This window comes from Acerihabitans arboris (assembly GCF_010131535.1).
Lineage (GTDB): Bacteria > Pseudomonadota > Gammaproteobacteria > Enterobacterales > Enterobacteriaceae > Acerihabitans > Acerihabitans arboris.
On the sequence record NZ_WUBS01000018.1, the window covers coordinates 35,775 to 53,669 of the forward strand.

The following is a 17,895-nucleotide window of genomic DNA, read 5'->3' on the forward strand; positions in this document are numbered from 1 at the left end:
CCCGGTGCTTAAATCCATGACCAATTTTTCCGGATTTCCCTAAAGCGCTCGACGGTGAAAATGATATCAAAATAGAGTTGTAAAAAGATATCATCCGAAATGTTATCATCAAATTGATACTCGATTAATATCTTTGTTAATACATTTTCTGATTCTTCCTGAATATCAAATGTATCGACGAAACTGCCAAGAGAGATATTACCCAGTATAAGCTGGGCCAGCTCGGTTTGGATTTTAGCGATACTGGCAAAAGAGCGTTTGTGCCGGAATATGCGCGCTTTATTTCTTAACTTCATCAAATAGGCGACAAAATCATGCAGTTCGCCATGCCTTATCCGTAGGCTTTCCATTTTGGCCGCGTGTTGTGCCTGAGTATAAGAATTTCTGTCATCTTCTCCTTTGGGCTTAATGGGCATGTAGGTTTTAAACCATGCGGGATGTCTTTGTTCAATGTCCCGGCTAATAAATCCGGGATAACCCCTGACCTGCACCTGCAACTCGTTTGCCAGCGTTTGCGCCATGGAATATTTCCCGCCAAAGCCGCTAAAACACGAGTACAGGTCGATGCTTTGCAATCTGGCCAAATCATATTTGTCCGGGTTAGCCAGCAACAGGCCGCGAACGACATGGGAAAATTCTGCCGCATCCATGTAATTGACATTAAAAGGCGCGCCGTGCATTTTGATCTGAATATGGGTTTTCATGCCGCTAATGGCATGAAGCTCCCAGCTATCGCCGAGCAGCATTCCCTCGCGGGTTGATGGAACCCCCTGTTGGACGAGCGGTTCGCCATCCCCTCTGATTGACAGCACTTTGTCCCGCGCCAGGGGAGGGGAGATTACCGGCGACAGGTCGGCGGCGCCCTTGACGTTACCAACGATAACGTTAAGCGGGGAGGTATTGCTCCTGGGGGTCAGTTTTTGATCACTAAATTCTCCCAACTCCTCCGCCATCAGTATTGCCGCCCGGTCAGACAAGCGGGGATCAAAAAATGAATTTCCCGCGCCGGCAAAACGACCGCCGCCAATGCTTATTAGGGTATGTTGCAATAGCTCGTCCCGGCCATAACACAGCACAAGTTTTCCCGGATTGATTTTTATAAGGGTGTTAAGATCCGGCACCAACGAACCGGCATCAAGAAATATACTTGCCGCCATAATGCTGGTTTTTGAGTTTTGAAGGCGCATGAGAAGCATATCAGCCTGGCGCTTGTCGATAACGCCCGCCTTGCGCAATATTTTAGGGGGGATAACCTCAGGTGAGGTCGTGGTCCCCATCTTCCTGATTGCTTTTCTGCAGATACCCCGAAAGTTGGACATCTCCAGGGATAATATAGGGCGTGTCTTTTTTATAAAAGAGTACTTGTTTTTCAACACTGTGCTCCTATACCATTTCGGTTCCCTAAGCAGATATGCATCAGTAATGATCATGGAAGGCGAAACATTTTCTCCTTGTGAAAATGATAGCGCTTCTTTAATGCTATTGTAATCTTTGAATTTGACCAGCGCGAATATATTGGGTAAATTATTCTTATAGTTCAGCAACCAATTGTTTTCCAGGTAAACCTGATACATATTAGCGTTTATATTCGTTAAGGGCCGGATCGCCCTGACATCTAAAATATAAACGAAGTCGCCGATTTTTACTTTAATCAACAGATGATTAATAGGATCGTAATCTTCCTCATTGAGCCAAAAATTGACCGACCGGTAGCTGATGTGCGTTTCAAATTTTTCAGGGATGCTATAAAATTCATGAATTAAGATGTTTTGCAGCGTTGAATAATCCTCGCCGGGAAACACGATGTCTCTTGCGACCGTGCCGGTAAGACGATCGGTTAGTGCTGAGAGAATAGCTTCTTTATCATAGTTAGTGGATAAAAGTTCATTTATGTATTCTCCATTTTCATCCAAAAAAAAACTGAGCATTTTAGTATGATATGCGAAGTAATTATTTTCAATCGTGGCGGTTGATTGTACGATGGCTAGCTGCTCAATTTCAAGATCTTTGATGATAGCCCTCATGTTTCGACCTAGATTTCGCTGCGAAAATATCGATGAACCCATTCGTTCACTTACCGGACTTAATGCCCACATATCTTCTCCCTGCGGTACGACGGCAATGGCATTGTTGATATCGCCATCCTTACTGGGATCGAGTACCCGCCAAATTTGGCTTTTTTCATCGTGTCTGACCTGGAAGACTTCGTTGTGGTCTTTGATAAAATGGCGAGTTTTATCTTTCCACCCATTTTCTATATATACCCCGCCCAACATTGGCGTCAGCTTATCGACACCGATATCAACACTCCATTCCTTGCGAAAACTTTGTTTTAGCGTTTTTTTCAATTTTGTTTTTGCATTTACGAAAAACATGTTCTTTTTCAGATTATTATAACAATATATCGGTAAGTTTATTGTAGTGCGAACCGATAACGGCAATGGCGTCATGAATTGCAATAAATCACTTGAAAGCGTCTTTGTTATAGCGGCGATCATCGACGGTGTCAGTTTTGAGAATTCGGTGATAAAAAAACGCTTAAGCAAATGCTTAGGAATCTTTTGCTTTTTAGCGGAGCGTATGATCAATGATATATAATTCCGGGATAATTTGTTAATGGAAAATCCTGTAGGAACTAACGCGATCAATAGATCAAATATATCAAAAAAAACATCTTCAAAAGTCAACTCCATGTCGGCATCATACCAGTATCGTTCAATAATGTGATAGAAGGGAATATTCATAGTAACATAATCAATCCAAGTATAAGTCCGCAAGGGCTCTTTCAAACCATTACAAACTTCAATCAGAGTCTTACGGTTTAGCGTGTCGATAAAACCTCGTAAATTTTGGTCAGTATCAAATTCTTTAACTGCCGCAAAGGAAAATTCAGACGATGGATTAGAATGCTGGTTATCCGCGGGTTTTATCAGCAGTAAATCTAAAGACAGATTGACGTCCAAATTGTTTTCCCCGCAGCACAAAAATAACAAATTCAGTTCGTCCATCGTGACGGGAAATTTATTGCGGCTTTTCACCTCAAGGTGGTCCGGCGCTTCTTTCCATTCCGAAATCAGCCGGGTAATCAGCATTGTATCCCGCAGCTGTGAAACATCAATAAGCGAGGCAAAGTCAGACAATGTCGAAATCATGATTAAGCGTTCAGACTGAGTTAAGACAATAGAAACAAAACCTAGGTTGGTCGCCGGCGTTAACACGCTTGGGGCGTGAGCTAGGGTATTTTCAATATATTTCCTGGAAAATACTTTAAAAGTGTAAGCCGCTTTGGGATTATAAATAAGGTCATAGTAACCCAAAGAAGAATATTTCACGGCAAAAAAAGTTTTAAACCTGGCTTCTTTATTAATCATGTGGATTTTATATTCAGTGAATTGACTGAAATAGTCTTGTTTATTATCAAATTCACCGGACGGTTTTAAGTTATAAACACTGGAAAATTTTTCCGTAGCAGCCGCGTGCAGCTCTGTTGCTATATTGTGTTCCTGCTCGCTGAAACTTCGGACAATCATTAAAAAATGCGCATCCCAGAGTGTCGCGTTTACCCCCATCCCTCGATGGTTGGATAAGTTCCAATGCGCCGCCGCTGAAATTAATAACTCAATATAACCTTGAGAAATACTGTTTCGATAATGTTTTATATATGAATCATAATCGCCTTTTTTTATTTCAAATGGCAGGGATAACTCAACCGCCGCAATTTTTGCGTTAGTAATACGCTGTTCTTCATCCTCAGGTTCATCAAACTCATTTAGTCCTAAAAATATCTTGGTATCGCGATTAAAATTATTCTGAAAATGTATCATAATATCCGTCATCAAATACGAAGTTTTGTCAAGAATCAACTGTTTTTTATAATCCTCATACCATTCTTTTGGCCACACCATCCGGGTTTTTTCCTCCGTGTTGGAGCTAATAAGGTCATGATATAAATTTTTCGCCATCAAGAATGGATTGAGGTTATTTTCACTCCAATGGTTTTTGTTATCTTCATCGTCTTCTGCGTTCCTGAATAATTCAACGACTTTTAGAACCTTAACTAATTGTTCAGCAGTTTCGGGTTTTAGACTGCAGTAACTAATGATCTCATTAGAGAAGTGGTTAAGTATTTCCTCTTCTTTTATTTCAAAATCAATCTCATCAAATATGGCGTTAAATTTTGTTAATTCTCCTGGGATGAGCAGGTTTTCGCTTTGCAGGCTAATGTCATTCTTGCGCGTAAAGTCATAAATACTATAAAAAATTCTTTTTTTAATGATATCGTTAACTTTGATGTTATCTTCTTCGAACAATGCCTCGAGTAATTTCATATCATTGTTGTAAATAACCTTTTCAAGTGTTGTCGCTTTTGGATAAACATAAAGTTCACTGCAATACTCCATTTTAGCTTCTTCCATCAATAGCAGTGTTTTGTAATGCTCTATATATTTTAGTTTTTGATCATGAGCCGCATTTCTGTATAGGGCGAGTACGTTATTTCTCGCGTCGCCAAACGTCACTCCTTTTTTATACTCAACCGTTTCGCAGATGTTATCAATTTCAAAATTACGGGAAAGCATATTTAGTTTATCAAGCTCTATTTTGATAAAAAAATTGATAAATATTTGCCCCTTGGCATATTTTAGTATGGCATGTTTAGTTGCGCTGCTGGCGTTTTTACTCAATAAATATTCAGTAATGACGGCTTCGATTTTACCTTTTAATAATATGAGATATATAGTTTCCCGATCTTTCAGCGAAAGTGTGCCCTGATCGAAAAAATCCTGAACCTTTTCACCGACATATTCATCAAAAGCTAAAAGCGCACTCAGTGAATCATTTGTGGGGAATGTTATTAGGGAGAATACGGATACCAAACGCTCGAACTCTAATTGCGCGTCACGATGGGGTATAATCAGAGTGGTTTCTTCCCCATCTATCATGAAAGATAAGGATTTACCAATGGTGAAATATGTTTCATTTTGCGCGTCCGGTATGTCGGGTCTGCATCCATGCAAATTTACCCTTGGGTTTATTTCACCCGCGAGGAGATCATGAATATCAGTCGGCCATAGCTGATCCACGGTTTCTTCATGACTATCAGGATCTTCATGCATATCCTGGGCCGAGGCGGCGGGAAGATTAAACACATTTAACAACGCTTTGACAGGCTGCAGGATCCTATCTTTCCAGCAGGAAAAAAATTGCGCCGCTCCGGATGGCGCAGCGCAATAGGGAGTGGTTTTCTCATATGGGCGCTCCCGCGACCTCCCGGTGATGTCGGGCGTAAGCGGCGGTGAGCCATGCCACGCTTGCGGATGGCAAAAATACAGGCTTACTTGCGCCCAGATTAGCATCAGGGGGCAAGACAGGTTTATAGGGTAATGGGGGCGCGAGTATTCCAGATGGTAAATTTCTCCATCTGAAACCATCATCCTCCCTGAAATATTCCCGACATAAATCTCCCTGCCGCTTGACAGGGTAATTATTTTGGTGAATATGGATTTTTTTTGACCATCCAGGAATATTTTTATATATTTACTACCCTTATTTTTCAGCAGGCTTTCCGGCTGTCGCGTTAATTCCGCAACGCATGAATATAAATTATCAATCCTGAGGTTATCCGCATTGTCATACTGCCCGGCCGACGTTGTTTGAACGAACGGCGCATGCCGACGTCCAGGCGTGTTTTTCCGTTGGTCGCCCGGGTGTTGGCCAGTAATCGGGTTAGGCAATCCTGTCTGGTTTTCGCGGGGGCAGGGAATGGATGACTGCGGGTAGGGGATGCTTACCGGATACGTACTGTTAGAATATGAGATGTTTTTCATTATGGTGTTCCTAATAGTTTATGAGAGGTGAACTCTTCATTGACGTTTTTTTTGCAGGGGATGATTCCATTCATTCATTCATTCAATTTATTTCCTTAAATAATTATTGGTAATGCAAGGCATTATGAAATTTATTTGGCTTTAAAGTTTTTGACCAAAGTATTTTTATTAATAATAAAAATGAGATGAAATAATGTTTTAAATATGAATTAATATCAATTAGAGATTTATTTTACTTAATATTGAGTGGCGTTTGTTACAGACATTACCTGTTAAAATCTGGTTTGTCTGCTTTATTACCTTGGGTTTCGGTTAACAACATGATGAGTCTTTTAAACGTCGTCGTGAAACAACTTAATATTTCTCCGGGCGACGCGCACCAAGTTGGGGCGTTCCGGCGGTGATGATTAGTTATGGTGCGCGCGCGGCGCGATGATGGTGCGTCGTGGCCCTGTCTTGACCGATTATGCTCCGGTTATAACTGGCGCGGTTTTTGCACCGGTTTTGCACTAAGTTATGGCCTTGAATGAAGGCGAATAGTATGGCAAGCCGGTGACCGCTCCACCCATTTTAACGACGTGGCACGCAATAAGGTTTTATGACAAATGACACTGTTTTAGCCGATCCGTCGCCGCGGGCGCACCCAGGATGGCTGGGAAAACTCCAGCTGGGATTTGAGCTCCGCCGGGGCCGGACGCTGCTGACGACGCGACGGCATAGCGGGCCTTACCGGGTGCAGCGGGCATTTTATCCCCAAGCCGATCATCCGCATGTGTATCTGCTGCATCCCCCCGGCGGCGTGGTCGGCGGCGACCGGCTTGAATTATCGGTCACCCTGGACGCGGGCAGCCACGCGCTGCTGACCATGCCGGGAGCCACCAAGTTTTATCGCAGCGCGGGCGAGCTGGCCCGGGTGTCGCAACGGTTTTTGCTCGGTGAGGGCAGCATCCTGGAATGGCTGCCGCAGGATAATATTTTTTTCCCGGCCGCCAGGGTTGCCATCGATACCGAGTTCCGGCTCTCGCCCGGCGCGCGCCTGCTGGGATTCGACACGTTGTGCCTCGGCCGGCCGGCGGCCGGCGAGGCGTTTACCGATGGTTGCCTGAATGCGTCCCTGCGGATTATCCTCCCGGGGTGCCCGGGCCTGTTCGAACGCCTGCGCATCGGCGCGGGCCGGCTGGAAAAACTGGGCGGCTATCCGTTAAGCGCCACTTTCTATGCCACGCCGGTCAGCGAGGCGATGCTGGCGGGGGTGCGCCTGCTGCTGGAGGAGGCCGCCGTGCCGGCGGCCGGCGCCAGCCTGCTGGATTCTTTGTTGGTGGTGCGAGTGCTGGATAATGACAATCAGCGGCTGCAGCAACTGCTGCACCGTATCTGGGCATATTTACGGCCCAGGATGCTGGGGCTGGACGCGGTAGCGCCCCGCATCTGGGCAACCTGAGGAGCAGTGAATGGAACTAACCCCGAGAGAAAAAGACAAGCTGTTGCTGTTTACCGCGGCGCTATTGGCGGAACGGCGACAGGCCCGTGGGCTGAAGCTGAATTATCCTGAGGCGGTGGCGTTGATAAGCGCGGCGATCCTGGAAGGCGCGCGCGACGGACTGACGGTGGCCGAGCTGATGAGCCTGGGGCGCGAGGTCCTCACCCGGGATGATGTGATGGAAGGCGTGCCGGAAATGATCCCCGACGTGCAGGTGGAGGCGACTTTCCCCGACGGCACCAAACTGGTGACGGTCCACGATCCGATAATCTGACAAACAGCGAGGCGTTATGATACCTGGTGAAATGTGCATCGCCGAGGGTGAAATCGAGCTTAATACCGACCGCGAGCGGGTAACGGTCACCGTCGCCAATCATGGAGACCGGCCGGTACAGGTAGGGTCTCACTACCATTTTTTCGAGGTCAATCCGGCGCTGAAATTCGACCGTCCGCGCGCGCGCGGGTTCAGGCTGGACATCGCCGCCGGTACGGCGGTGCGCTTCGAGCCGGGGCAATCGCGTGATGTCACCCTGGTGGCCTATGCCGGCAAACGCGAAGTCTATGGTTTTCGCGCCGAGATCATGGGCAAGCTGGAGCCATCGTCATGAGCAGGATTTCTCGCCGCGCGTATGCGGAAATGTTTGGTCCCACCGTGGGCGACCGGCTGCGGCTGGCGGACACCGAGCTGTGGATCGAGGTGGAAAAGGACTTTACCCTCTATGGCGAAGAGGTGAAGTTCGGCGGCGGCAAGGTGATCCGCGACGGCATGGGGCAGGGGCAGATGACCTCGGCGTTTTGTGTCGATCTGGTGCTGACCAATGCCCTGATTATCGATCACTGGGGGATTGTCAAAGCGGATATCGGCGTTAAGGACGGTCGTATCGTCGGCATCGGCAAGGCCGGCAACCCGGATATCCAGCCCGGCGTCACCATTCCCATCGGCCCCGGCACCGAAGTGGTGGCGGCGGAGGGGAAAATCGTCACCGCCGGCGGTATCGACGCGCATATCCACTTTATCTGCCCGCAGCAGGTGGAGGAAGCCATCTGCGCCGGCGTGACGACCATGATTGGCGGCGGCACGGGACCCGCGGCGGGCACCAACGCCACCACCTGCACCCCCGGCCCCTGGTATTTGGCGCGCATGCTGCAGGCGGCGGAAACCCTGCCGGTCAATATCGGTTTTACCGGTAAAGGCAACGCGTCGAAACCGGAAGCGCTGGCGGAGCAGGTGGAAGCCGGCGCCATCGGCCTGAAACTGCACGAGGACTGGGGCACCACGCCCGCGTCCATCGACTGCTGCCTGGGCGTGGCGGATAACTACGATGTCCAGGTGGCCATCCATACCGACACCCTTAACGAAGCGGGTTTTGTCGAGGATACGCTGGCCGCCATCGGCGATCGCACCATCCACACCTACCATACCGAGGGGGCGGGCGGCGGCCATGCGCCGGATATCATCAAGGTGTGCGGCTTCGGCAATATTCTGCCTTCCTCCACCAATCCCACCATGCCTTATACGGTGAATACCATCGACGAGCATCTGGATATGCTGATGGTCTGCCACCATCTTGACGCCGGCATCGCCGAGGACGTGGCCTTCGCCGAATCGCGCATCCGGCGTGAAACCATTGCCGCCGAGGATATCCTGCACGATCTGGGCGCCTTCTCCATGCTCTCTTCCGACTCGCAGGCGATGGGGCGGGTGGGCGAGGTGGTCCTGCGCACCTGGCAGGCGGCGCATAAAATGAAGGTGCAGCGCGGCCCGCTCGCGCCCGACGGCGAGCGCAACGACAATTTTCGCGTAAAACGTTATATCGCCAAGTATACCATCAACCCGGCCATTACCCACGGCATCTCCCATGAGGTCGGCTCCATCGAACCCGGCAAGCTGGCCGATCTGGTATTGTGGTCGCCGGCGTTTTTCGGCGTCAAGCCGGCGCTGATCATCAAAGGCGGCATGATCGCCATGGCGCCGATGGGCGACGCCAACGCGTCGATTCCCACCCCGCAGCCGGTCCATTACCGTCCGATGTTCGGCGCGCTCGGCGGCGCGCGCCACGCCACCCGCATGACGTTTCTGTCCCACGCGGCATACGCCGACGGGCTGGCCGGCAGGCTGGGCCTGAACAGCCTGATAGGCGAGGTCAGGCACTGCCGCCATGTGAGGAAGGCCGATATGATCCATAATCATTGGCAGCCCACCATCGAGGTGGATGCGCAGACCTATCAGGTACGGGCCGACGGGGAGCTGCTGACCTGCGAACCCGCCGCCGTTTTACCTATGGCGCAGCGCTATTTTCTTTTCTAACCACGTCGGGAACCAGGATGATTGTTTTAACGAAACACCTTGATCAAGCACCGGAGGTCACCGCCACCGTGACGCTGGATCTGGATACCCGGATCAAAAGCCGGGCGCAGGTGCGGCTTGACGACGGCCGCGAGGCCGGTCTGCTGTTGCCGCGCGGGCAGGTTATCCGCGGCGGGGACGTGCTCTGTACCGAGGACGGCGGCGAAGTGGTGCGGGTGATCGCGGCGCCCGAAACCGTTTCCACGGTATATGCGCGCGATGCCCTGCTGCTGGCGCGGATCTGTTATCACCTTGGCAACCGCCACGTGCCGTTGCAGATCGAGCGCGAATGGGTGCGCTATCAACCAGATCACGTGCTGGACGCGATGGTGATGGGGCTGGGCGCGGCGGTCCGGACCGAGCAGGCGGCGTTTGAACCCGAGGCCGGGGCGTACCAGAGCGCGCCGCACGGCCACCACCATCCCCACTGATATGCTGGAACAAACCGCGCTGCTGCGCCTGATGCAGCTTATCAGCCCCAGCCTGCCGGTGGGCGGCTTCACCTATTCCCAGGGATTGGAGTGGGCGGTGGAAGCCGGTTGGGTGGCCTCGGGGGAGGCTTTTGCCGACTGGCAGCGGCATATCATCACCGATACCCTCGGCGGCCTGGACTGGCCGGTTTTGATCCGGCTGTACCGGGCCTGCGAGGCGGGCGATAGCGGGCAATTTGCCCGCTGGAGCGATTTCTTGCTGGCCGGCCGCGAGACCCGCGAGCTTAGGCTTGAAGAACAGCAGCGGGGCCAGGCGTTGAGCCGGCTGATCCTGGAATGGCCGGATTTGCCGCATGACGACGCCTGGCTGCCGGCGCTGCGCCAAAGCCAGCTGGCGGGCATGGCCTGGCTGGGCCGGCAGTGGGCGATTCCGCTGGAAGCGCTGGCCATGGGCTACGGCTACAGCGTGCTGGAAAGCGGCGTGATGGCGGGGTTGAAGCTGGTGCCGTTCGGCCAGCAAAAAGCGCAAGGCCTGTTACGCGAGCTGTCCGCCCTGCTGCCGGCGGCGTTTGCCCGGGCCGGGCTGCTGGGCGATGACGCGCTGGGCGGCAGCTTTCCTTTACAGGCCATTGCCTCATCCCGTCATGAAACCCAATATTCACGCCTGTTCCGTTCCTGAACCTTTGCCGGGGCAATGCGGCGCGGCCCCTGGCCGCGACCTCCAGGCCCGAGCCGGGACGGGTCATAATACGATAAGTTATTCTACGTTTTAATCCGGGAGTTAAGATGCAAGATTATAAACAACCCTTACGCGTCGGCGTCGGCGGCCCGGTAGGGTCGGGCAAGACCGCGCTGCTGGAAGCGCTGTGCAAAGCCTTGCGCGATCGTTACCAGCTGGCGGTGGTGACCAATGATATCTATACCAAGGAGGATCAGCGTATCCTTACCGAAGCCGGCGCGCTGGCGGCCGATCGTATCGTCGGCGTGGAAACCGGCGGCTGTCCGCATACCGCCATCCGCGAGGATGCGTCCATGAACCTGGCGGCGGTGGAGGATCTGGCGCGAAAATTCGGTAATCTGGATATTATTTTTATCGAAAGCGGCGGCGATAACCTGAGCGCGACCTTCAGTCCGGAGCTGGCCGATCTGACCATCTACGTTATCGACGTGGCGGAAGGGGAAAAAATCCCGCGCAAGGGCGGGCCGGGCATCACCAAATCCGATTTCCTGGTCATCAATAAAATCGATCTGGCGCCTTACGTCGGCGCATCGCTGGAGGTGATGGAGCGCGATACCAACCGCATGCGGCCCTTGCGCCCCTGGGCGTTCACCAACCTCAAGACCGGCGACGGCCTGGATACCCTGATGGCGTTTATTATCAGGCAAGGCCTGTTGTAAACTGACGCTGCGCCCAGCGCGCCAGCCCGGCGGTAACCGAACCGAAATCATCGCCGCCGGCGACCGGAATGCCGGGCAGGCTTTGCTCCAGCGCCCGGCGCAGCAGCGGGGAACGGGCGCTGCCGCCGGTGAGATAAACCACATCGGGCCGCGCCGCGCCGCCCTGCGACAGTACGTCGTCAACCTGCTGCCGGATACGTTCCAGGGGCGCCCTGATCGCCTCTTCCAGCTCCGCCTGGCTGATGGGCACCCGCATGCCGGCGCGAATAAACTCCAGCCCGGCCAGGGTATCAGCCGCGCTCGACAAGGCAATTTTACTTTCTTCCGCGCTCCTCACCAGGCGATAGCTTAACCGCTGCCGGTAGACTTGCAGCAGGGCGGCTACGCGTTGGGGATCGGCGGCGTCGCGGATCAGCTCACGCAGGAAACGGCCGTTGGCGACGCTGTAAAAATCGCCCTGCGCCGGAATGTCATTGATCGCCACCGCCTGCCAGAACGGCAGGGCGGGCAACGCCAGGCCATTTTCGGTCATTCCGCCCAAGCCCAGCTGCGGCATCAGCGATTTGAACGCCAGCATGATATCCAGATCATTGCCGCCGACGCGGCAACCGCTGTGCCCGAGCAGGCTCTGTTGGCGATCGCGCCGCTTATGCCACTCCGGCCCCATCAGCAGCAGGGAACAGTCGGTGGTGCCGCCGCCGATATCCACCACCAGGACAATTTTTTCCGTCTCCAGGGTGGCCTCGAAATCCAGCCCCGCCGCCACCGGCTCGAACTGAAAGGCGATATCGGTAAAACCCGCGCGCCCGGCGGCCCGCTGCAAAATGCCCTGGGCCTGGCGGTTGGCGTCCTCGCCGCCGGTGCCCTGGAAGTTCACCGGCCGGCCAATCATGGCCTGGGTGATGGGCGCCGACAATACCGCCTCGGCCCGGCGTTTGATATGGCGCATCATGGCGCAGACCAGATCCTCGAACAGCGCAATCTGCTGCGGCTTGAGGCCGTTGGCGCCCAGGAAGGATTTCGGTGATTTGACGAAATACACCTCTTGCGGATCGGCGATGTAGTTTGCCAGCGCCTGGCTGCCGAACTGCAGGCTTTGATCCGTCAGGATAATGTCTTCTTCCCGATTGGCGTTAATCGCCCGGCGCAGCAACCGCTGATTTTCATCGCTGCCGGTGGGGACCTGCCAGAATTGGTGTAGATATTCGCTGACGGCTTCGCGCGTGGGCGCGCACAGCATTGACGCCATATAGGGTGAAGGGCCGTCCAGCGGCAATAATCGCGGCCGGGAACCATCCATCACCGCGACGGAACAGTTTGCGGTACCGTAGTCAAAACCAATAAACATCGCTGCCTCCCCATGCCAATGAGGCGGGGAACTTTACAGGAATGTCGGGAGTCAGGCAACGGAGAGCGTTAATTATCGGCTGGCGAAATTGCCTTTATCCAGCATGGCGGACAGCGGCAAGCGTTGGCCTATGGTTTCACCGGTCGCAAGATCGACACCGATATTGCCCAGGGTGTCGAGCGTGGCGGGCAGCCTGGCGGGGCCGGCCAGGGAACGCGCCTGCAGGCGGTGGACATGGCCGTTGATCACCCTGACCATAATATCGTCCATCTGGCTGCAATGGACATTGCCGATAAAATGGTCCGGTAGCCTGATATAATCGATCTGCCCCGCCCTGAGTTTGTTAAACACGCCCAGATCGGCGCCGAACTGGGTCAGCATGATTTTATAGCCATACTGGCGCAACGGGTCTATCGCCCGGGTGATGGCGGGATATTGGTCCATAAAGTCCTTACCGTCCAGGCTGATGATCAACATCTGCGCGTTCAGCTGCGGATGGCGCTCGCCGAGGGATAACAGTTCATCGGTTATCGTCGGATCGCACACGCCCTGCACGGAGAGGGGCAGGGCCAGGATTATTCCCTGGCCGCCGATGGCGGCGCCATGCCCGTAGAAGAGCTGTTTAAGCAGCCAGCCATCGACCGCCGAGGATAAATCATGCGCCCGCGCCGCAATGGTCAACTCATCCTGGCTGACCGGGACCGGTAACGCGCCCGCAGCCTGGAGCGCCGGGGCCTGGATATCGAAGCCCAGCAGGAAAAAATCGACCGATAATCTGGCCAGCGGCGATGCGACCGCCTCGACCTGGAAGTTGATAAGATCGTTACCCATCATGTCCAGCAGCCGCTCGTGGCTCAGGGTGGCGCGGCGCGCCGCCGCGCCGGCGAGCGGCTGCGGCGGTTCGTATGACAAGACCCGTCCGCGGCCGCTGTGTTTTGCCGCATAGCAGGCGGTATCGGCCTGGGCCATGACCTCCTGGGCGTTAAAATTATCCTCCGATATCAGCGTGACGCCGGCGCTGCCGCCGATGCGATACAGCTGATCCTGCCAATAAAAGCGGTAGGCGTTTACCGCGTCGATAATCCGCTGCGCCAATGCCTGGGCTTCAGGCAGCGGACAATCGGTGAGGATCAGGCCGAACTCATCGCCGCCGAGCCGCGCCAGGCAATCGTATTGACGGATATTGTCCTGCATCAGCAGGCCGAGCTCCAGCAACAGGGCGTCGCCCGCCGCGTGTCCGGCCGAATCGTTGATCTGCTTAAACCGGTCCAAATCGATAAACACCAGGGCGTGCCGGCGTTTTTCGCGGGTCGCCGCCAACAGCGCGGCATCGAGGTGCTGTTTAAAACTGGCCCGGTTCGGCAGGCCGGTCAGGACATCATGGGAGGCGTTATAACTCAGCTGCTGCAATAGCTGGCGCGACTCGCTGACGTCCTTGATGACCAGCACCGCGCCCAGGACGTCGCCTTTCAGGTTTTTCAACGGCGTACAGCTGTAATGAATGTCAAACAGCGTTCCCTTGCGGTTGTTGAGCACAAAATCCTGCTCAATGGTCAACGCCCCGTGCGCCGCGCCGCTGACATGGTCCATCGACATCGGCAGCCGCGGGCCATCCACGCCGGCGCTGATATGCATAATACCGTCGATATGCCGGCCGTGCGCCTTTTCCTGGCGCCAGCCGGTCATGTTTTCCGCCACCGGGTTCATGAAGTTAACGCGCAATTGCCGATCCACCGAAATCACCGCGTCGCCGATGGAGTCGAGGGTAATATGCAGGCGTTCCTTTTCTTCATACAGCGCTTCCCTGAGCCGGACCTCGCCGGTCATATCCAGGTTGACCCCCAGCATACGCTCCACCCGGCCGTTCTCATCCATCAGCGTATTGGCGTAGGCCCTGATATGACGGATATCGTCCCCTGGGTTACGGATACGGAACCCCAGGAGGAACGGCTTATGTTTTTCCAGGGAGTCGGCCAGGGTTTGCAGCGCCAAGGGCCGGTCTTCCTCCAGGATGCGCTCCAGCCAGTACTCATAGCTGACACTTTCGGCGGGCTGCACGGCGTAGATTTCCCTCATGCGCTTATCCCAGCTCATGATTTTGGCTTCGACATCCCATTCCCAGATGCCCACGCCGCCCGCCTCGTTGGCCAGGGTGATACGCTCCATCAGGCGTTGATTAATAATATTATTGTGTTTGACCTCGGTGATATCTTCTATCTGGGAAATAAAATACAGCGGCTGGTCGTGTTGGTCGCGCACCAGCGATACCGCCAGCAGCGCCCAGACGATCTCGCCATCGCTGCGGATATAGCGTTTTTCCAGGGTATAGCTTTCGATGTGCCCGTTGACCAGGTCGTTGAGCTGGGTGAGGTCGGAGCTGAGATCGTCGGCATAGGTGATCTCCTGGAAACTGAGCTTTTTCAGCTCGGGCGCGCTATAGCCCAGGAACCGGCACAGCGCTTTATTCACCTGCATCCACGAGCCTTCCAACGATACCAGCGCCATGCCGATGGCGGAATATTCCATGGCGTTGCGAAAGCGGGTTTCGCTTTGCGATATATGGCCGCGCTCAAGCTGAAAGGCGTACATGGCCATGGCCATGGCATGGGCGGGGATTAAAATCATCAGCAGCGGAATATGCAATATTACGGCTAGCTTAGTGCTGGGAGGCAAATCCATATTAATCAGCCCGGTGCCAAGGATAATCAATAACGCCAGGGTGGTGACCAAAAACAGGCCGAAGGCCTCGAAGCGCGGCAACCGTACCGCGCCGATCAGCAGCGGCAAAATGATATAGGTAAATGGAAAGGGTAAAAAACGCAGCGCGAAATAGCTGATGGCCAACGTCAGCGCGATCATCAGCAGCAGTTCCAGCCAGGATCGCTGTTTGATCATCTGCAGCAGCGCCTGGCGCCGGCATAATAATCCCACCGGGGTGAGGGCCAGGATGCCGATAGCCTCGGCGGTAAACCACCTGGGCACAAAAGTCAGGTAATCGGTTTGGGCGGCATCGGCAAAATAGCCGGCGGCCAGCGCGCCGAGGGACGGCACCAGCAGCACGCCCACCAGGAAAAATTTCAGCCAGGGAACGATACCGTCCAGCGGATCGCGGGGATTTAACATGAGTTTCAGCAACCAGGCGCCGAGAGCCGACTCGGCAAGTGAAACGCCGGTTAAAGGCAACGAGTCCAGGGTATGTGACGACATCAGCGCATAGGCGGCGATAATCGCCAGCCCGCCGACGATAACCATAGCCGGCCAGTAGCGCCACGGGCAATAAAACAGCGCCGCCAGCATGGCGGCGGTGGATAACCATACCGGCGACAGGGGGTCGGTATGATGGTTGAGATTTAAACATAATACGGACAACATGAAAATCAGCAGCGCTACCGCCGCAATAAAGATCCCTATTCCATTACTGCGGGAAGCGGAGGTCGCGTTATTGGCATCCATAGTTTAATCCCAAGCTTTCTTATCATAAGAATAGTCTAGAAATGGGTTAAAAAGTGAGTTTCGTCGCTAATACATTAGTGTTGCTCACCCACTCATTTATCGGCGTTACCCTGTGCGGCGACGGAACCGGTCAACCGGCGTTCAATGCATTAAAAACAGCGTCGCCAGGCCGAGAAAAATAAAAAAACCGCCGGTATCGGTGACGGCGGTAATCATGACGCTCGATCCCACCGCCGGGTCATGCCCGACCTTGATCATGGTAAGCGGAATAAGCACTCCCATCAGCGAGGCCAGGACCAGGTTAAGCAGCATGGCCAGCATCATGACGCCGCCCAGGCCGGCGTCGCGATAGAGCAGCCAGGTGACCACGCCCATAATACCGCCCCAGACCAGGCCGTTAATCACCGCCACGCCCAGCTCGCGCAGCAGCAGGAATACCGCGTTGCCTTTTTCCAGCTGACGCAGCGCCAGCGCGCGGACAATCATGGTAATGGTTTGATTGCCGGTATTGCCGCCGATGCCGGCGACGATGGGCATCAGGGCCGCCAGCGACACCAGTTGGGATATGGTGCCTTCGAACAGCCCGATGACCCTGGAGGCGATAAAGGCGGTGCACAGGTTCACCGCCAGCCACGCCCAGCGGGTGCGCACCGTTTTACGCACCGGCGCGAAAATATCCTCGGAGGGGCTTAAACCGCCGAGGTTGCGCAGGTTGCTGTCGTTTTCCTCAAAAAACAGATCCACCACGTGCTCGATGCTGAGCCGGCCCATCAGCTTGCCTTTGTTATCGACCACCGGGGCGGTAATCAGATCGTAGCGTTCAAACGCGCCGGCCGCGTCTTCCGCCCGATCCTCGGCGCGAAAGGTGGTGGGGCGGGGGTCCATCACATCCATCACCTGTTTATCCAGGGGATTAAGCAATAGGGTGGACAGCGCCAGTTCCCCCACCAGCAGGTTGTGGCGATCGACGACAAACAGCTTGTCGGTGTTCTCCGGCAGCGTTTTGCGCCAGCGCAGGTAGCGTTGCACCGTGGCAAGCGAAACGTCGGGACGGATCGCCGCCAGTTCGAAATCCATATGATGGCCGACGCTGTCCCGGTCGAAATTCATCATGGCCCGGACCTGGGCGCGCCGGTGCGGTTCCAGGGACGTCAGAATGCGCCCGACCAGATCCCGCGGCAGATAACGGGCCAGGTAGGCCTGTTCATCGACATCCAGCGGCCTGATGGCTTTCAGGATATCGCCGTTGCTCATCTCGGCGATCAGGCTTTCCCAAACGCTTTCCGAGGCTTCCACCAGGGTTTTGCCGCGCTTGTCGTTGCCCACCAGCCGCCAGAACGCCAGGCGTTCATCATGAGGCAGGCTCTCCAGTAAATCCGCCAGATCCGCCGCGTGCAAATGCCGTTGAATCGCCACCAGCCGGGCGGTTTGGTCGGAAATGACCTGGGGTGCCGCCGAGGCGTCGCGTACCGGCCGGCCCAGGATACTGTCGACCAGCGGCCGGTTGGCCAGCAGTAAACCGAGCACCTGGCGGCGCAGCCCGGTCAGCTGCAGGGCATGTTGTTTAATGGCGGGCATAGCGTGGTTTCCCCGTTTTTGTCATGGGCATCGGG

General features: G+C 54.3%; 11 protein-coding genes. 7 read left to right on the plus strand and 4 right to left on the minus strand.

Annotated elements, in window-relative coordinates:
- Positions 1-8 precede the first annotated feature (8 nt).
- Positions 9-5,825 carry a hypothetical protein gene (locus GRH90_RS21865; protein ID WP_162368093.1) on the minus strand — a complete coding sequence of 1,939 codons (5,817 nt, stop codon included), beginning with the start codon at positions 5,823-5,825 and terminating at the stop codon, positions 9-11.
- Positions 5,826-6,423: 598 nt separating this feature from the next.
- On the opposite strand from GRH90_RS21865, the gene GRH90_RS21870 reads away from it, so the two are divergent.
- The 7 genes from GRH90_RS21870 to ureG all read left to right on the plus strand — a co-directional run bounded on the left by GRH90_RS21870 (position 6,424) and on the right by ureG (position 11,481).
- Positions 6,424-7,266: an urease accessory protein UreD gene (locus GRH90_RS21870; RefSeq protein WP_162368094.1), complete on the plus strand. Its 843-nt coding sequence runs from the start codon at positions 6,424-6,426 to the stop codon at positions 7,264-7,266.
- Between the two features lie 10 nt (positions 7,267-7,276).
- Entirely contained in the window at positions 7,277-7,579 is a 303-nt protein-coding gene (locus GRH90_RS21875; RefSeq protein ID WP_162368095.1) for an urease subunit gamma, read from the plus strand.
- A 16-nt stretch (positions 7,580-7,595) separates the two neighbouring features.
- A complete protein-coding gene (locus GRH90_RS21880; protein ID WP_162368096.1) occupies positions 7,596-7,913 on the plus strand; it encodes an urease subunit beta in 318 nt (105 codons plus the stop codon).
- Positions 7,910-9,613 carry an urease subunit alpha gene (gene ureC, locus GRH90_RS21885; RefSeq protein ID WP_162368097.1) on the plus strand — a complete coding sequence of 568 codons (1,704 nt, stop codon included), beginning with the start codon at positions 7,910-7,912 and terminating at the stop codon, positions 9,611-9,613. The genes GRH90_RS21880 and ureC overlap by 4 nt, the downstream gene beginning before the upstream one ends.
- A gap of 17 nt (positions 9,614-9,630) precedes the next feature.
- On the plus strand, positions 9,631-10,083 hold the full coding sequence (gene ureE, locus GRH90_RS21890) for an urease accessory protein UreE (protein WP_162368098.1): 453 nt from the start codon (positions 9,631-9,633) through the stop codon (positions 10,081-10,083).
- Between the two features lies 1 nt (position 10,084).
- Positions 10,085-10,762: an urease accessory protein UreF gene (locus GRH90_RS21895; RefSeq protein ID WP_162368099.1), complete on the plus strand. Its 678-nt coding sequence runs from the start codon at positions 10,085-10,087 to the stop codon at positions 10,760-10,762.
- 107 nt (positions 10,763-10,869) lie between these two features.
- On the plus strand, positions 10,870-11,481 hold the full coding sequence (ureG, locus tag GRH90_RS21900) for an urease accessory protein UreG (protein WP_162368100.1): 612 nt from the start codon (positions 10,870-10,872) through the stop codon (positions 11,479-11,481).
- On the opposite strand, the gene yegD is transcribed toward ureG, so the two are convergent.
- The 3 genes from yegD to GRH90_RS21915 all read right to left on the minus strand — a co-directional run bounded on the left by yegD (position 11,462) and on the right by GRH90_RS21915 (position 17,860).
- Complete coding sequence (gene yegD / locus GRH90_RS21905) at positions 11,462-12,829, minus strand: molecular chaperone (protein WP_162368101.1); 1,368 nt, start codon at positions 12,827-12,829, stop codon at positions 11,462-11,464. The two genes, ureG and yegD, sit on opposite strands and share 20 nt — an antisense overlap.
- A 72-nt stretch (positions 12,830-12,901) precedes the next feature.
- Entirely contained in the window at positions 12,902-16,282 is a 3,381-nt protein-coding gene (locus GRH90_RS21910) for a diguanylate cyclase (RefSeq protein ID WP_162368102.1), read from the minus strand.
- 141 nt (positions 16,283-16,423) lie between these two features.
- Positions 16,424-17,860 carry a magnesium transporter gene (locus GRH90_RS21915; protein ID WP_162368103.1) on the minus strand — a complete coding sequence of 479 codons (1,437 nt, stop codon included), beginning with the start codon at positions 17,858-17,860 and terminating at the stop codon, positions 16,424-16,426.
- Positions 17,861-17,895: the final 35 nt, after the last annotated feature.

Coding starts and splice junctions, on each gene's coding strand:
- GRH90_RS21915 (WP_162368103.1), bottom strand. CDS start 17,860: ATGCCCGCCATTAAACAACATGCCCTGCAGCTGACCGGGCTGCGCCGC.
- GRH90_RS21895 (WP_162368099.1), top strand. CDS start 10,085: ATGCTGGAACAAACCGCGCTGCTGCGCCTGATGCAGCTTATCAGCCCC.
- ureC (WP_162368097.1), top strand. CDS start 7,910: ATGAGCAGGATTTCTCGCCGCGCGTATGCGGAAATGTTTGGTCCCACC.
- GRH90_RS21865 (WP_162368093.1), bottom strand. CDS start 5,825: ATGAAAAACATCTCATATTCTAACAGTACGTATCCGGTAAGCATCCCC.
- GRH90_RS21875 (WP_162368095.1), top strand. CDS start 7,277: ATGGAACTAACCCCGAGAGAAAAAGACAAGCTGTTGCTGTTTACCGCG.
- ureE (WP_162368098.1), top strand. CDS start 9,631: ATGATTGTTTTAACGAAACACCTTGATCAAGCACCGGAGGTCACCGCC.
- yegD (WP_162368101.1), bottom strand. CDS start 12,829: ATGTTTATTGGTTTTGACTACGGTACCGCAAACTGTTCCGTCGCGGTG.
- GRH90_RS21870 (WP_162368094.1), top strand. CDS start 6,424: ATGACAAATGACACTGTTTTAGCCGATCCGTCGCCGCGGGCGCACCCA.
- GRH90_RS21880 (WP_162368096.1), top strand. CDS start 7,596: ATGATACCTGGTGAAATGTGCATCGCCGAGGGTGAAATCGAGCTTAAT.
- GRH90_RS21910 (WP_162368102.1), bottom strand. CDS start 16,282: ATGGATGCCAATAACGCGACCTCCGCTTCCCGCAGTAATGGAATAGGG.
- ureG (WP_162368100.1), top strand. CDS start 10,870: ATGCAAGATTATAAACAACCCTTACGCGTCGGCGTCGGCGGCCCGGTA.